The 15,972-nt window shown below is 59.5% G+C and carries 15 protein-coding genes; 8 read left to right on the top strand and 7 right to left on the bottom strand.

Annotation, left to right across the window (positions count from 1 at the left end; all coding sequences use genetic code 11):
• Positions 1 to 6: 6 nt before the first annotated feature.
• From colR to ACZRMS_RS08630, 5 genes are all read left to right on the top strand, one after another.
• Positions 7 to 690 (top strand): two-component system response regulator ColR, encoded by a 684-nt coding sequence (gene colR, locus ACZRMS_RS08650; RefSeq protein ID WP_048358936.1) that lies wholly within the window; start codon positions 7 to 9, stop codon positions 688 to 690.
• Positions 680 to 1,960, top strand: coding sequence for a sensor histidine kinase (locus tag ACZRMS_RS08645; RefSeq protein WP_463994983.1), 1,281 nt, complete (start codon positions 680 to 682; stop codon positions 1,958 to 1,960). The genes colR and ACZRMS_RS08645 overlap by 11 nt, the downstream gene beginning before the upstream one ends.
• A gap of 196 nt (positions 1,961 to 2,156) precedes the next feature.
• The gene (locus ACZRMS_RS08640; RefSeq protein WP_463994982.1) at positions 2,157 to 2,837 is read left to right on the top strand and encodes a class I SAM-dependent methyltransferase; all 681 of its coding nucleotides are present in this window, start codon (positions 2,157 to 2,159) and stop codon (positions 2,835 to 2,837) included.
• 3 nt (positions 2,838 to 2,840) lie between these two features.
• A complete protein-coding gene (locus ACZRMS_RS08635; RefSeq protein ID WP_463994981.1) occupies positions 2,841 to 3,557 on the top strand; it encodes a lipopolysaccharide kinase InaA family protein in 717 nt (238 codons plus the stop codon).
• Positions 3,557 to 3,778, top strand: coding sequence for a hypothetical protein (locus ACZRMS_RS08630; protein ID WP_463994980.1), 222 nt, complete (start codon positions 3,557 to 3,559; stop codon positions 3,776 to 3,778). Before ACZRMS_RS08635 ends, ACZRMS_RS08630 begins: the two co-directional genes overlap by 1 nt.
• Before the next feature lie 82 nt (positions 3,779 to 3,860).
• Here ACZRMS_RS08630 and ACZRMS_RS08625 read toward each other — a convergent pair whose 3' ends face one another.
• From ACZRMS_RS08625 to ACZRMS_RS08595, 7 genes are all read right to left on the bottom strand, one after another.
• The gene (locus ACZRMS_RS08625; protein ID WP_463994979.1) at positions 3,861 to 4,979 is read right to left on the bottom strand and encodes a DUF1513 domain-containing protein; all 1,119 of its coding nucleotides are present in this window, start codon (positions 4,977 to 4,979) and stop codon (positions 3,861 to 3,863) included.
• Positions 4,980 to 4,993: 14 nt separating this feature from the next.
• Positions 4,994 to 6,058, bottom strand: a complete 1,065-nt coding sequence (locus ACZRMS_RS08620; RefSeq protein ID WP_463994978.1) for an imelysin family protein — start codon at positions 6,056 to 6,058, stop codon at positions 4,994 to 4,996.
• A gap of 27 nt (positions 6,059 to 6,085) precedes the next feature.
• Positions 6,086 to 7,513, bottom strand: a complete 1,428-nt coding sequence (locus ACZRMS_RS08615; RefSeq protein WP_463994977.1) for a di-heme oxidoreductase family protein — start codon at positions 7,511 to 7,513, stop codon at positions 6,086 to 6,088.
• A gap of 228 nt (positions 7,514 to 7,741) precedes the next feature.
• Positions 7,742 to 9,088, bottom strand: coding sequence for an imelysin family protein (locus ACZRMS_RS08610; RefSeq protein ID WP_463994976.1), 1,347 nt, complete (start codon positions 9,086 to 9,088; stop codon positions 7,742 to 7,744).
• Positions 9,089 to 9,249: 161 nt separating this feature from the next.
• Entirely contained in the window at positions 9,250 to 11,301 is a 2,052-nt protein-coding gene (locus ACZRMS_RS08605; protein WP_463994975.1) for a putative bifunctional diguanylate cyclase/phosphodiesterase, read from the bottom strand.
• A gap of 251 nt (positions 11,302 to 11,552) precedes the next feature.
• On the bottom strand, positions 11,553 to 12,149 hold the full coding sequence (locus tag ACZRMS_RS08600) for a superoxide dismutase (protein ID WP_048358926.1): 597 nt from the start codon (positions 12,147 to 12,149) through the stop codon (positions 11,553 to 11,555).
• Positions 12,150 to 12,365: 216 nt separating this feature from the next.
• A complete protein-coding gene (locus tag ACZRMS_RS08595) occupies positions 12,366 to 12,968 on the bottom strand; it encodes a LysE/ArgO family amino acid transporter (RefSeq protein WP_463994974.1) in 603 nt (200 codons plus the stop codon).
• A 110-nt stretch (positions 12,969 to 13,078) separates the two neighbouring features.
• On the opposite strand from ACZRMS_RS08595, the gene ACZRMS_RS08590 reads away from it, so the two are divergent.
• Genes ACZRMS_RS08590 through ACZRMS_RS08580 form a run of 3 tightly spaced genes read left to right on the top strand, consistent with a single transcriptional unit; the run spans position 13,079 to position 15,886 of the window.
• Positions 13,079 to 13,972 (top strand): LysR family transcriptional regulator ArgP, encoded by an 894-nt coding sequence (locus ACZRMS_RS08590; protein ID WP_463994973.1) that lies wholly within the window; start codon positions 13,079 to 13,081, stop codon positions 13,970 to 13,972.
• 52 nt (positions 13,973 to 14,024) lie between these two features.
• Positions 14,025 to 15,023 carry an NAD-dependent epimerase/dehydratase family protein gene (locus ACZRMS_RS08585; protein WP_463994972.1) on the top strand — a complete coding sequence of 333 codons (999 nt, stop codon included), beginning with the start codon at positions 14,025 to 14,027 and terminating at the stop codon, positions 15,021 to 15,023.
• A 41-nt stretch (positions 15,024 to 15,064) separates the two neighbouring features.
• Positions 15,065 to 15,886 (top strand): ATPase, encoded by an 822-nt coding sequence (locus tag ACZRMS_RS08580; RefSeq protein ID WP_463994971.1) that lies wholly within the window; start codon positions 15,065 to 15,067, stop codon positions 15,884 to 15,886.
• Positions 15,887 to 15,972 lie beyond the last annotated feature (86 nt).

Genomic DNA, 15,972 nt, shown 5'->3' with positions numbered 1-15,972 from the left:
GTGCCCATGCGAATTCTATTGGTTGAAGACAACCGCGATATCCTCGCCAACCTGGCGGACTACCTGGGGCTAAAAGGCTATACCGTTGACTGCGCGCAGGACGGTTTGTCAGGTTTGCACCTGGCGGCTACCGAGCATTACGACCTGATCGTGCTGGACATCATGTTGCCCGGCATCGACGGCTATACCCTGTGCAAACGCCTGCGTGAAGACGCCCGCCGCGATACGCCGGTGATCATGCTGACCGCCCGCGATCAGCTGGATGACCGCCTGCAAGGCTTCAAGTCCGGCGCGGATGACTACCTGCTCAAACCCTTTGCCCTGTCGGAACTGGCCGCGCGAATCGAGGCCGTATTACGTCGCGCCCAGGGCGGAGGCCGGCGTGAGTTGCAGGTCGGTGAGTTGCGCTATGACCTCGACACCCTCGAGGTGACCCGTGAAGGTCGCCTGCTCAAGCTCAACCCGGTGGGCCTCAAGCTGCTGGCGGTGCTGATGCAAAAAAGCCCCCATGTGCTGCGCCGCGAAGTGCTGGAAGAAGCCCTGTGGGGCGACGACTGCCCGGACAGCGACAGCCTGCGCAGCCACGTACACCAATTGCGTCAGGTGATCGACAAGCCGTTCGACAAGCCTTTGTTGCAAACCGTACACGGTGTGGGCTACCGCCTCGCCGAGATTCGCGATGGAGTTTAAGCAAAGCCTTTCCCAGCGGATCATCATCGCGTTTGCGTTGATGAGTGCGTTGGTGGCGGGGACATTCGCCGTGGGCATTATTGCCACCGTGCATCTGGTCGAAGAAAAGCTCATCTCGGCCGGGCTGGGCGGCGATTTGCAGCGCCTGCTGTTAATGGACAACGTGGCCGACTGGAACCATCGGCCCAAGCCAAGCCAGCTGTTTTACTTCAGCGGCGGGCGGGGCGACTTTGCCTTGCCCAAGGACCTGCGCCACCTTGACCCGGGCTTTCATGAAGTGTTTCGTGACCAGTTGTCGTATCACGCGATGGCTGAAGTGGTCGATGGCCGGCGATATGTCCTGCTGCAAGATCAGAGCGATTTTGAAGAGCGCGAGCGTGTGCTGTTTGCCGTGGTCGTGGTCGGTTTCGTACTGGCCCTGGCGCTGGCGGTCTTTTTAGGCTGGACCCTGGCTCGACGGGTAATGGCTCCGGTGGTGCGACTCGCCCGCCAGGTTCGCCATCGGGATCAGTTGCTGGGGCTGGCACCGCCGCTGGCGCCGGACTACGCGGCCGATGAAGTGGGCGAGTTGGCAGTGGCGTTCGACGCCACCCTGGGCCGCTTGCGTGACACCCTGACCCGCGAACGGTTGTTCACCAGTGACGTGAGTCACGAGCTGCGTACACCCTTGATGGTTCTGGCCAGCTCCTGTGAGCTGTTGCTGGAAAACCCGTCACTGGACCAGCGCAGTCGCTCACAGGTGGAGCGCATATCGCGTGCTTGTGAAGAAATGCGTGAACTGGTGCAGACCTTCCTGATGCTGGCCAGAGCGCAACATGAAGATGCCAGCATGTCGCCTACGGTGACCCTTTCTACCGTGGCCGAAGGCCTTGTCAGCCTGTGGCGCGAGCCCATTGAAGCCAAGGGGCTGGAGCTGATTTATGAGCCGGGCAACCCACTCGATGCCCGCTATAACGCTACCTTCCTGCACGCGGTCATGGGTAACTTGCTGCGCAATGCGTTGCATTACACCGACACCGGCTTTATCCGGCTGACCCTTGAACCCAGCGGCTTTGTGGTGGAAGACAGTGGCGTCGGTATCCCGGAAGAAAAGCGTCAGGCCATGTTCCAGCCCTTTGTTCGCGGCAGCGAAAAACGCGGTGAAGGCCTCGGGCTGGGTCTGTCGCTGGTTCAGCGGATCTGCGACAGCCAGGGCTGGCGTGTGACTCTCACCACAATGGAGCCCAACGGCTGCCGGTTTCACGTCGAGCTTGGTCCGGCCGACGCCTGACCCTCTCCAGTGGCCTGCGTTCTGCAGGCTGCTTTACCTGCGCTTTTCTCCGTTGGCGGCCCGTGCCATCTTTGCCTGCAATGTAAAATCTTGTAATGTTTGTGTAGGAAGAGTCGACGGAATTTTCATCTGTTGATGACCTGACGTATACGTTCCGCTGATTAAGGTAGCGCCTATATGTTTCAGGAGCACCGACATGAACCCCATCATCAAGCTCAAGTTTTCAGAAAAGTACGACCAACAACACGCTACCCAATACTTGGCAAAACACCAGGACGGACTGGCCCGGCGTCTCTCCCATAAGCGCGATGAGCAACTGGCGCGCCGCGCTCTGCACTTGGCCGGTGAACCTCAGGTTGTCCTGGATCTGCCCTGTGGCGCAGGGCGGTTCTGGCCGTTGTTGGCGAAAATGCCAACCCGCGAAATCATCGGTGCAGACAATTCGGCGTCCATGCTGGAGGTGGCGCAGTTGGCGCAGCCAGCCGATGTGGTGAAACGGGTACGGCTTTTGCAAACATCTGCATTTGAAATAAATATGCCAGATAATTCAGTTGACAGTATTTTTTGCATGCGCTTGCTGCACCATATTGGTGACGCCAGCCACCGGATGGCTCTACTGCGCGAGTTACATCGCGTCAGCCGGGACAGTTTGATTATTTCGCTATGGGTAGATGGCAATTTCAAAGCCTGGAAACGCAAGCGTCTCGAGCGTGAGCGGGCTGCAGAGCAAGAGCAAGACGGTTACCAAAACCGCTTTGTGTTACCAAGTGCTACGGTGGAGGCGGAGTTTAAAAAGGCTGGTTTCGTCGTTCAGGATCATTTGGACTTTATTCCGCTCTACGCGATGTGGCGGGTTTACGTACTACGAAAGAGGTAACCCATGACCGTTGATTTTGTACCGCAATCCCCATTTTCGACTGAATACCTGTTTGGTTTTTACTGGAACCAAAAAGGCGAATGGGTTGAAGAGCCCAACCGGCGTCGTGGTGGCGAGAGCGGTGTACAACGGATTCATGATGTCAACGAGCGCTTGCTCTATGTCAAACGCCAAGTGGGGCATACCTACCGCAGCTGGCGTTACCCGTTGGGTCGCCCGACGGTATTGCGTGAACGCGATGCTTTGCTTGCCATGAAGCGATTAGCGGTTGGCGTGCCTGAGCTGGTGTATTGCGGCGCCCAACAAGAGGCAGGCAGGCAATGGCGTGCACTGCTGGTGACCGTCGCCCTGGACGGCTTTGTCGAAATCGACAACTGGTACGCCGCCGGAGAGCGCGAGCGTCTGGGTGAAGCGGTGCATGACCGGGTGCTTGAAGCCATTGGTCAAACCCTGGCGCGCATGCACCTGGGCCGCTGGCAGCATGGCTGCCTGTATGCAAAACATGTGTTTGTACGGGTCAAGGGGCAGGGCGAGAGTGCACAGATAGACGTGGCTTTGCTGGATCTCGAAAAAAGCCGGCAACGTCTGACAGCGCACAAAGCCGCCTCTCACGACCTAAAACAGCTACGCCGCCATTCGTCGTGGAATGCCACCGACTGGGACAAACTGAACTACTTTTATAAAACAGTGTTTGGCAGCGCTATCAAAGGTTTACGGTGATGAGGCGAGAAATAGCACGAAGTTTGTTTCTGCTGGGCGCTCTGGCCATTGCTGGCGTGGCATTAGCCGCTTGGGAGCAGCCTGTAACCCAGGTGTTAAGTACCGCGCAAGCAGGGGCTCATTGCCCGCTGCCGCGAACAGTGAAAGTGGCAGTGGCGGCAAAACCCGATCACGACCTGCTGTTGTTTATGTTTGGCATGACCCAGGGTTTGCGCAAGTAAAGGTGGTTACAGCCCGTAGGGGCTGACAAAGGCTGCGGCTTTCAAGGTTCAGGATCACAGCCTTCGCCAGCTCATGCGGGATTTACCCTTGCATGACATGCAAATGGTTGTCCCACAGCCCGGACGGCAAATCCAATGGCTTGGCCGTCAGATCGCTCTGGCGACAATCGTAGAAACGGCAACGGCCCTGGCCGGACGTAACTACAAACCCGTCTTTTACCGCACCCACCCCCGCACAATCCGGCAATGGCGCATCCAGGCGCAGGTCGCCGCTGTCCAGATCCCACACAAAGAATCGATTGCCCCGCGGAGCTGTCAGTGCCACTAGCCGCAACTCGCTGTGGACCGCGACACTGGCCGTGTAATGACCCATGGCGCGCAGTTGTTGCTCGGCCACCGGGAAAGGTTCAAACGGCTGGCCAGGACGCTTGATGGCCAGCAACTCGGAAAGCTCATGGGCATCCCCCATAAACTGCTGGCAGGCGACGATCGTGCCGTCGCTGGCGATGCCCAGATGCCGCACGCTGTTCATTTGCTGGCTCAGGGTTTCCTTGCTGAGCAAGGTGCCATCGCGTTGCATCAGCACCAGGCTGGGCTCCATCGCATTGAGATTCATCTCGACCCGGCTTTCGGCCTCGGTGCGAATCCCGCCGTTGGCCACCACCAGCGTCTCGCCGTCAGGCATCCACGACACTTGATGCGGGCCTACACCGTGGGTGGGGATTTCGCCACTGTGGACCAGACGCTCGCCCTCGAAGCGATAAACCCCCAGCAATCCGCGGCCCGGGTCGGTGGTGTCGTTCTCGGTGGTGTATAGCCACTCGCCGTCTTTATGGATCACGGCGTGGCCATAAAAATGCCGGTTGGGCAGGGAGGTCAGGGTTTGCAGCAACTGCCCGTCTGTCAGGCCGATCAGGTAGCTTTCGGTGCCGGGGCGCCGCGCTACAAACAGCGCAATGGGCAGCGTGGGGTGGTTGATGATGTCATGGCAGCGCTGGCCGACCCGGGTGCTGAAGACTTGAGTGCCGTCCAGGCGATAACCGACAGCAAAGTGATTGCCGTCCCCATCGTCCCGGGCACTGAGCAGGAGCGGGCTCTGGCCTTTTTGCATGGCTTTTTGTCTACACAGCAGTGACCAGCCGCCCAACGTCATGGCGCTCAGTAGTAAACCGCCGAGCTTGAGAGCTTGCCTGCGCATCATCGAACCTTCCTTTATCAATCGCCGTCGTTGGCGTTAAAGCCCAATTGGATACCCAGTGCCTTGGCCAGTTCACCTTCGTGCAGGCGGTGAACCACGTTCAGGCTGTCGTAGATGGCGTCGAGCTGGGCACGGCCGGCGTCGTCGGCCAGCAGTTCGTTGAGCGAGCGCTGATTATCGTTAAACAGTTTGAGCGAAGTGGCGTAGGCCGCATCGATCTTGTCGGCCAATGGCTTTTGTTCGGCAGGCAACAGACCGCGCAAACCTTTGTTGTCGACACCTGTCCATACGGTCTGGGCGGCAGCCAGGCTGGCGGCCAGGCTTTTGAGCGACGACTCGCTACGCCATGCGTCAGCCTGGAACGGCTGCGGGATGCCCTTGCTCTGGCGGCCCATTGGCGTGCCGAGTTTTTTCTTCAGGGTGTCGAGTGCGGTCACTTGTACGCGCAACACATCAGCAATGGCTTCGTGGGAGTCGGCATAACGCTGGTTCGGGAACTTGCTCATTTGCGCGAGCATGCCGTCAGTGCTGTTCCAGCTGGCCAGGATCTCTTCGGCCAGTTGCTTCTGACGTTCACCGATGGCGGTCAGCAGCGGGCAGTAGCGGGCCTTTTGCGTATCGTCAGCGAGGTTGATATTGCTGTCGAACAGAATGTATTCGTAGGCGGACAGGCCCTGTACCACAACGCTGGACTTGGCCAGTGCGGCGGCATCGATCTGCGGCTGGGCGATTACCAGTTGTTCGACCTGACGGCCGACCAGGTTCTTTTTATCCGGCCAGAACTGTACCTGCCACGCGCGATTGCCTTCGGCCAAAGGCCCGATCAGCAGAGGTTGCAGCTCGGCCCAGGCTTTTTGCGCATGCAAGTAGTCTTTACGAGCCGTGTCGAGAGTTTCCTTGCCTTCGCAGTAGGCCAGAGCACTGACTGCCAGTTGGCGGTCGGCTTCAACCCAGCGGCTGTAGGTCGGCAAAATCACTTGCTTGGCGATCGCTGCCGAAGTGACGGCCTGCGGGTCTTGTGGCGAGCAGGCAGCCAGGGCGATAGCGGCAAGGCTGGTGAACAAAAGCTTGGGTCGAAACATGTCGGGGTCCCCGATCTTGTAAGGCGTTTAAAGAGAGTTCAGGAACGCCAGCAACGCAGCGCGCTGCTCGGCATTAAAGCGTAAAACCTGTTGCTTGGCCGGTTCTGCCTCGCCGCCATGCCAGAGCACGGCTTCCAGCAGGTTGCGTGCACGGCCATCGTGCAAAAACTGGGTATGGCCACTGACCGCCTGGGTCAAACCTATGCCCCACAGCGGCGGCGTGCGCCAGTCGCGACCAGAGGCGGCGAATTCGGTACGGTTGTCGGCCAGCCCCGGGCCCATGTCGTGCAGTAACAAGTCGCTGTACGGATGAATGACCTGATTGGCCAGCTCGGGCTCGGCGGCGTTTGCTGACGTGGTGAACGTCGGCGTATGGCACGACGCGCACCCGGCCTGGAAGAACAGGTTTTTACCGGCCAGGACCTGGGGCGAGCCGACATCCCGGCGGGCGGGCACGGCCAGGTTGCGGGTGTAGAACTCCACCAGGCGCAGAATGTTGTCGCTGACCTCGGGCTCGCCATCAGGGCCATTGCCGCTGGGCGCTTGCAGGCAGTCAGTCTGGGCCGGAGTGCAATCATCGAACGGTCTCAGGGACGTAGTGAGTCCCATATCACCAGAAAAGGCGTGAACATTCTGTTGATTCAGGTTCGGTTGCCCGGCTTTCCAGCCAAATCGGCCCAGGACAGTTTTTTGCTGTGCGTCATCCCACACCTGATTGGGACGCCCGGCAATGCCGTCACGGTTTTTGTCCTCAGGGTCGGCATTGGCCAGAATCGCCGCCTCGGGGATCGCTTCAAGCAAGCCAAGGCCAATCATCGGCGGAGCAATGCGTGCCGAAAAGCGTGTGTCGGGGTGCATCGGGCCGTAACCCAATTGGGTGATCTGCAACGCGGGTTTGCGCAACTCGACCTCTGTGCCGTCCTTGAAGCGCACCGAGACGGGTTCGTAATCGACCCGCACCTTGCCTTCCGGGGCCACGCCGGGCACCGACATGTCTTGCAACTGGCCGCCGTAAGTCGGCTCCGGGACCACCCCGACCTGTTCGATCAGCCTGGCCAGCGCAGGATCGTTGGGGATCGACAGGCGAACCAGCATCGAGACCGCGTTTTTGGCGCCGGGGGCGGGCGGGTGGCCGCGACCGTCCTTGATGTGGCAGTTCTGGCAGGCATTGGTATTGAACAGCGGGCCCAGGCCATCACGGGCGGTGGTGGTGGCGGGCGCGATCACCCAGGGGTTGCGGAAGAAACTGTTGCCGACGCTGAAGTCCAGGCGCCGGGTGGGCGCAAGGTTGGCCGAGGGCATGGAAAACGCGTTGTGATCGGTTTTGCGCACCGTAGTAGCCCCGCCGGAGCGGGCTTCGCCGGGCTCGGGTTTGGTAAAGCGCGGCGCATCATCACAACCGCCAAGGCCCAGGGCCATCAGCAGCAGAGACAGGCGAAGAGGCAACGAAGGCATCAAGCGTCCAGGTCAGTGTGCAAAACGAGGGCGCAAAGTTTAGCAGGGAAGGCGAATTGAAATAAGAGGAATTAGCGTTTGGTTTGATTTGCGGCAGGTAAACACACTGAGGGCGTCACTGATCCTGTCGCGGCTGATGAGGAATGAAGGCGTCGATCGGGTACGATGCTCAGGCCAAAAAAAGGCGACCCGAAGGTCGCCTTTTTTCATTCACTCAAACGCTGCGGATCAAAATTCGTGATCGGCATTGTCCGGGTTCAGGTCGGTGATGCCCAGCTTGCCGGCGGCTTGCTCGATGGCACCGGTCTGTTTGACCAGGGCGCCGATGGCATCACGTACCACCTGGTTGCCCTTTTCGTTGCCCGCAGCGATCAACTGGTCGTAGTGCTCGCCCTTGTTGGCAAGGTCAACCATGACCTGGATCTTGGCTTCGGTGTCGGCCAGATCGGATTTCAGCGTAGCGTCTGCAGCCGGGTCAACCACCACTATCAGCGACGACAGGCTTGGGCCGGTCAGTTTGGTACCGTCAGTGCGCAGGTACTCACCCAGGTATACGTTACGGATGCCCTTGGCGTCGTAGAAGTGCGAGTTGTGGGTGTTGTCGCTGAAGCAGTCATGCTCGTCTTCAGGCGAGTTGGCTTCCAGCGACACTTTCATGCGCTCGCCAGCCAGTTCGCCCAGCGACAGGCTGCCCATGCCGAACAGCATTTTGCGCAGACCATTTTTTACCGGCTCGGCTTCAAGCGTGGCGCGGTAGTTGTCTGCAACGTTTGGTGCCCAGTTGCCGACCATTTCGTTCAGGTCGTTGACCAGCAGTTGGGTCACGGCCTTGAGGTAGGCACGACGACGGTCGTTGTGGCCGCCGGTAGCGCCTTCGCCTTCAAGGTAATCCGATGCCGGACGGTTGCCTGCACCCGGGCCTGTACCGTTGAGGTCCTGGCCCCACAGCAGGAATTCGATAGCGTGGTAGCCGGTAGCCACGTTGGCTTCGGAACCGCCCAGCTCGTTCAGGCTGGCCAGGGTTTCCGGGGTGATTTCGGTGACGTCAATCTTGTCTTCGCCGACCTGGATCTGGGTGTTGGCAATGATGTTGGCGCTGGCGCCCGGGTTGCCCAGTGCGCCGGCGTAGCTGGCGTCAACGTAGTCGATCAGGCCTTCGTCCAGGGGCCAGGCGTTCACTTGGCCTTCCCAGTCGTCAATGATGGTGTTGCCGAAACGGAACACTTCGCTCTGCAGGTAAGGTACGCGGGCTTCGATCCAGGCTGCACGGGCGGCCTTGAGGGTATCGTCGTTCGGCTTGGCCAGGAACGCATCGATAGCGGTTTGCAGGTTTTTCGCGGTGGATTCAGCATCGCTGTACACGGCGTGAACGATGTCGGCGTAATGCGCGACAACGGCCTTGGCGGCAGCTTCATCGATTTTTGCAGCGCTGATGTCAGCGGCTGGCGTCGCGGTGCTGGAGGCTGCTGCAGGCGCAGGCGTGGCAGCGGTTTTTTCCTTGTCCTTGTCGCCACAACCGGCGAGTGAGATAGCAATGGCCAGCAGACTGGCGGTAGCCAGAGGCATACGAATCATGGCGAAAATCCTGCTTCGAGAGATGGGACAAGCGTGCGGGTGCACGCAAAACTGCCACATAATGCGAAAGATATGCATTTTGTGTAAAGGGTTACTGTTGGAAATATTTCTTATTTACGTTGGCTCTACACCGGATCTTTCGCGAATCCAGAAACATGGCTTTACATAATCACTGTCTTGCCACGCCGTGCCTGCTTTAGATAAGCGACCATCTCCCGCGCGCCAAGAGGTTTGCTGTACAGATAGCCCTGACCTTCATGGCAGCCTTCGCCGATCACATAGGCTTCTTGTTCGGGGGTTTCGACGCCTTCGGCGATGACTTGCATGCCCAGGCTTTTGCCGAGCTGGATGATGGCACGCACGATGGTGGCATCGTCGCCATCGTCAATCAGGTCCTGCACAAAGCTTTTATCGATCTTGATTTTGTCCAGCGGCAGGCTTTTGAGGTAGCTCAGCGACGAGTAGCCGGTGCCGAAATCATCAATCGCAATCAGTGCCCCGGATCGGCGCAGGCTCAGCAGGTGCTGGGCCGCGGTGCTGATGTCTTTCATCAGGCTGGTTTCGGTGACTTCCAGCTCCAGGCTGCGTGCAGGCAGGCGGTGGCGTTGCATCAGGTTGTTGACCACCCGCGGTAGTTCGACGTGGTGCAACTGCACCGTGGACAGGTTGACGGCCATGCGCAGTTCACTGAAGCCCAGGTCGAGCCATTCGCGCAGCTGTCGGCAGGCCTGATCCAGTGCCCATTCGCCGATGGCAATGATGCTGCCGTTTTTTTCGGCCAGAGGGATAAACATGTCGGGCGGGACCAGGCCGTGCTTGGGGTGATGCCAGCGCAAGAGGGCTTCAACGCCGACCACGTGATGATCGCTGTAGCGGATCTGCGGCTGGTAGACGAGGGACAACTGGTTGCACAACAGGGCTTCGCGCAGGTCTTTTTCCAGCTCGCGCATACGCCGCATTTCACGGTCCACGCTGGCGATATAAAACTGGTAGCGGCTGCGCGAGTAGCTTTTGGCCAGGGTCATGGTTTGTTCGGCTTTTTGCAGCAACTGTTCGGTGGTGTCGCCATCTTCGGGGAACAGGGTGATGCCGATGGTGGCACGCAGGCGGATGTTTTGCTGGTCAAGGCTGAACGGTGTTTCGAGATCATCCAGGATGCTTTGGGCCAGTTCGGCGGCTTCGTAGGGTTGCTCGATATGTGCCTGGACCAGGGCGAACTGGTCACCTCCCAGGCGCGCCAGGCCGCCCAGGCTTGCGCTGTGTGCACGCAAGCGATCGGTCAGGGCCTGTAGCAGCTGGTCGCCGGTTTGATAGCCAAACTGCTCGTTAACCCCTTTGAAATCGTCCAGGCCCACGCACAGCACGGCGACCCGGCGTTGCAAGCGACCGGCATCGGTCAGGATCTTGTCCAGTTGCCCCTGCAGTTGCTGGCGGTTGGGCAGGCCGGTCAGGAAGTCGTACTGCGCCATGCGCAGCAAGGAGCTTTCGGCTTCGTGACGCAAACGGGTATTGCGCTCAATCGAGGCCAGCAACTGGTTGGAGGTGTTGACCCAAACCCCCAGCTCGTTGTGTTCGTGGCCCTTGAGCAGGGGGATCACGTGCTCACTGGGGCGATCCGGGTTGATGCTGGTCAGGTGGCCGATGATTTTCGACAGCGGCTTGGTCAGCAGGTAGTGATACACCAGAAACAGCGCCAGCCCCATCAGCAGGGCGCGCAACAGGCCGGAGATAAACAGGATCGCCGAGTTGGCCAACAGGCCTTCGCCGTAGGTGGCGGTGTCGAGGGTGATGCTCAGGTCGCCGTAGTACTCGCCATACGGCCCCTGGCCCACCAGCGGAATGCTGTAGGTGTGCTGCTGGCCCAGAATCAGGTCGGTCACCCAGCGGCTCGCTGACTGTTGCAGCGGCCGTGTTTTTTCGCCGAGAGGCGTTTCATTGGGGTGGCCGATGGAGGCCTGGCGCACGGCATCATCCTGGAACAGGCCTTCGACGACCTGCATGGCCATGTCGTGATCCAGGCTGTACAACGCCTGGGTCGAAGGGTCGCGAAACATGTCGAGGATACGTTCAGCGTCAACCGTTACGGCCTGTCGGACTTTATAGGCATCGAACACAATTTGCGCGCAGCTCAGTGCGCACCCTACGACCAATGCTGACAGCAGCACGATCCGGAGCAACTTCAGTGACAAGCTGTTCTTGAATTGCAGCTTCAAAGTGCTCTTCCTTGTGTCTTTCCGGTAAAGCCTGTGGCCTTGTATTGGGAGTTTTTGCGGGTGTGCACGGCACAATCACGCAGGGTTGACTATCGCTACTGTGTCGGTAAATCCCCCTTGAACTTGAGACACAGATTAAAAAATCCAATGGGTTGATATTAGCTGGCGCAAACTTGCCGGGGAGGGGATTTGGCATTTTTTATCGGACAAAAAAAACCCGGCAATGCCGGGTTTTTTATCTGTAGCCGGGCTTAAGCGGTGAAGGTTTTGCCTTCGAACTGCTCAGCAACGAACTTCCAGTTTACGAGGTTCCAGAACGCTTCAACATACTTCGGACGCACGTTGCGGTAGTCGATGTAGTAAGCGTGCTCCCAAACGTCGCAGGTCAGCAGCGGGGTGTCGCCGCTGGTCAGCGGGTTGCCGGCGCCGATGGTGCTGGCCAGGGCCAGGGAACCGTCAGCTTTCTTCACCAGCCAGCCCCAGCCGGAGCCGAAGGTGCCAATGGAAGTCTTGCTGAATTCTTCTTTGAACTTGTCGAACGAGCCGAACGAAGCGTTGATGGCATCAGCCAGCGCGCCAGTGGGTTCGCCGCCGGCGTTTGGCGCCAGGCAGTTCCAGTAAAAGGTGTGGTTCCAGACCTGAGCGGCGTTGTTGAAGATGCCGCCCGAAGAGGTTTTAACGATCTCTTCCAGGGTTTTGCCTTCGAACTCGGTGCCTGGCACCAGGTTGTTCAGGTTCACGACGTAGGTGTTGTGATGCTTGTCGTGGTGAAACTCCAGGGTTTCTTTGGAGATGTGCGGCTGCAGGGCATCGTGTGCGTACGGCAGCGGCGGCAATTCGAAAGCCATGATGATTCTCCTAATCAGGTCAGTTGCGATGAGCGCAAGGCCGATCACGGGCGGCCAAACACGCGCCGAAGAGTTTTTACTCTTTGCGGCGCAGGGGCTGGATCATAGCACCGGGGTGACGGCTTAACCACGCGGCAACTGTGTGGGATAGACGTTTGCGCCTGATCGACGGGAAAAAAAGATCAGTGCTGGCGGGTGTTTTTTAAGGGCTGGGCTTCAGCCCGAAACAATCAACTGCACCGCCACGGCGTACATCATCACCGCCACCAGCAAGTCCAGTACGCGCCAGGTGTTCGGGCGGGCCAGCCACGGCGCCAGCCATGCGGCGCCCAGCGCCAGGGTAAAAAACCACAACAGCGAAGCACTGGCCGCACCTACTACATAGGCACCGGGTACGCTTTGTTGTGCGCCGAGCGAACCGATCAGCAAGACGGTGTCGAGGTAAACGTGGGGGTTGAGCAGGGTGACGGCCAGTGCGCTGAGCATCACCGCCTTGAGTGAGCGGGCAGTCTGGCCGGCCGATTGCTCAAGGCTGGATTTGGAAAACGCCCGGCGCAGCGCCTGGGTGCCGTACCACAGCAGAAATACGGCGCCCCCCCAGCGTGCAACGCTGAGCAGCAACGGGCTTTGCGCCAGGATTGTCGCCAGGCCAAATACCCCGGCCGCTACCAGCAAGGCGTCGCACACCACACAAAATGCCGCCACGGGCAAATGGTGTTCGCGGCGCAGGCTTTGCGCCAGCACGAAGGCATTTTGAGTGCCGATGGCCATAATCAGGCCGAATGCGACCAACAGGCCATTGAGGTAGCTTTGCCACATAAGGATTACTCGTCGAACTGCAGGCGGGAGAGAGGGTTACTGCTGGCTATTGTCGGGCGCTTGGCTGTATAAGAAAAACCAATATTGCTGATCGCTCATTAGGAAAACTGATGTTCGACTATAAATTGCTTTCGGCCCTGGCCGCCGTGGTTGAACAAGCCGGTTTTGAACGGGCAGCGCAGGTGCTTGGCTTGTCACAATCGGCCATCTCCCAGCGCATCAAACTGCTCGAAGCCCGCATCGGCCAGCCGGTGTTGGTACGGGCATCGCCACCGACCCCGACCGAGATTGGCCGTCGCTTGCTCAACCATGTGCAGCAAGTGCGCCTGCTTGAGCGCGACCTGCAAAGTGCTGTGCCGGCGCTGGACGAAGAAGGGTTGCCCGAGCGCCTGCGGATCGCCTTGAATGCCGACAGCCTGGCCACGTGGTGGGCACCGGCGGTGGGGGACTTCTGCGCCGAACAGCACCTGTTGCTGGACCTGGTGGTCGAGGATCAGACCGTCGGCCTCAAACGCATGCGCGCCGGTGAAGTGGCCGCCTGCCTGTGTGCCAGCGAACGACCGGTGGCCGGGGCCCGCAGCGTGTTGTTGGGCGCCATGCGTTATCGGGCACTGGCGAGCCCGGCCTTTATCGCCCGGCATTTTCCTGATGGGGTGAGCGCTGCGCTGCTGCCCAGGACCCCGGCGCTGGTGTTCGGGCCGGATGACTTCCTGCAGCATCGCTACCTGGCTTCACTGGGCGTGGATGGCGGGTTCGAGCACCATTTGTGCCCGTCTTCCGAAGGGTTTATCCGCCTGACTGAGGCCGGCCTGGGGTGGGGGCTGGTGCCCGAGCTGCAAGTGCGCGAGCAACTGGCAAGCGGATTATTGGTGGAACTTTTGCCAGATAAACCCATCGACGTGCCACTGTACTGGCATCATTGGCGCAATGGCGGACAACTGCTGGGTCAGCTGACCGAACATTTATCCCGTTCGGCAGCCCGCTGGTTAGTGCCTTTGGCCTGACAACCGGCGTTTAAAGAGCAAGCAACAAGAATTACAGCATTTGGAGCGATTGATGAAGATTCTGGTCACCGGCGCGAGCGGCTTTATTGGCGGACGCTTTGCGCGTTTTGCCCTGGAGCACGGCTTTGACGTACGGGTCAGCGGGCGACGGGCTGAAGGTGTTGAACACCTGGTACGGCGCGGGGCTGAATTTATCCCGGGTGATTTGACCGATGGCCTGCTGGTGCGCGACTTGTGCGTCGATGTCGATGCGGTGGTGCACTGTGCCGGCCACATGGGCGCCTGGGGGCGTTATCAGGATTTCCATCGTGACAACGTGCTGGTCACTGAAAACGTGGTTGAAGCCTGCTTGAAGCAGCGGGTGCGGCGGCTGGTGCATTTGTCTTCGGCGGCGCTGTACTTCGATGGCCGTGGGCACACCGACCTGACTGAAGAGCAGTTGCCCCGGCGTTTCAGGCATCCCTATGCCGCGACCAAAAACCTGGCAGAGCAAAAAGTCTTCGGCGCCCAGGAGTTCGGCCTTGAAGTGGTAGCCCTGCGGCCGCGTTTTGTCACCGGAGCGGGGGATATGAGCCTCTTCCCGCGCTTGTTGAAATTGCAGCGCAAAGGGCGTTTGGCCATTGTGGGCAACGGCCTGAACAAGGTCGACTTCACCAGCGTGCAAAACCTCAACGAGGCGTTGATGAGCAGCCTGCTGACGACCGGCTCGGCGTTGGGCAAGGCCTACAACATCAGCAATGGCACCCCGATACCATTGTGGGATGTGATCAATTACGTGATGCGCCAAATGAACGTGCCGCAAGTCACCCGTTACCGCGGCTACGGGCTGGCCTACTGCCGGGGTGCGCTCAACGAGGCAGCCTGCAAGCTGTGGCCGGGGCAGCCGGAACCGGCACTCTCGCGTTTGGGCGTGCAGATCATGGACAAAGACTTTACCCTCGACATCAGCCGCGCGCGGCATTACCTCGACTACGACCCCAAAGTCAGTCTGTGGGCTGCGCTGGATGAATTTTGCGGCTGGTGGAAAGCTCAGGAATCGCCCTACCGTTAACCACTTGCCGCTGCCTCTAAAGCTTCAAAAAAGGTTTTGCCATGCGTAACGATGCCCGCGACGACTTTGACGATGTCCCGACCCTGCGCGCCGATGCGCATGACCACGATGAGCTGGAGTCCACAGCCGGTGCTCGTGAGCGCACCACGGTGTACTCGCGCAACACCCCGGTGATCAAGGTCAAGGGCCCGAGCACCGGCCCTTTGTGGACGCTGATCTGCGCTTTGTTGCTGGCCGTTGCCGGGCTGGCGTGGTGGAGCTTCCAGCAGATCTCACTGATGGAGCAGCAGCTGGTTGCGACCCAGGAGAGCTTTGCCCGCATCAGCGAAGAGGCGGCGGGGCGGTTGCAGGCCATCTCCGGCAAAGTGGTGGCCAGCGAGTCGACGATCAACAACGGTAGCGAAGCCTTGAAGTTGCAGATCAAGCAGCTCGAAGAACAACTGCTTGAGCAAAGCAAGCGCCAGCAAGGGCTGGTAGTGGGGCAGCAGGGGGATCTGGATCAGCGCTTTGAGCAAATCAATGCCGCGATGTTGCTGCAGGTGACGGCCCAGAAAGAAACCCAGACCCGGCTTGAAGCCGAGATGAAAAGCCTGGGCACCGAATTGGCCACGCTCAAGGCCAGTGTCGCGCAACAGGCGGCGGACGTGACGACCTTGAAAAAGCAGGGCAACCCGAGTTCGGCTGTGGAGCGTCTGGAGCAAGACATGATCGTGCTCAAAAGCGAGCTGGAAAACCGCCCGGCACCTGCCCAGGGCGCCAATGCTGCCGAGTTCGACGTGTTCCGTGCCCAAATGACACGCAACATCAATACCCTGCAAAGCCAGGTCCAGAACCTGCAAAAGCAGATCAGCGCCCGGCCGTAAATCTCAATACTGAGCCACTAGCTGTGGCCGCGGGCTTGCTCGCGATGCAGGCGCCGCGGTCCGACAGCAAGACTGCGGTGATGCAA

This window comes from Pseudomonas sp. B424 (genome assembly GCF_055408345.1).
This window is presented reverse-complemented; position numbering and strand designations above follow the sequence as displayed.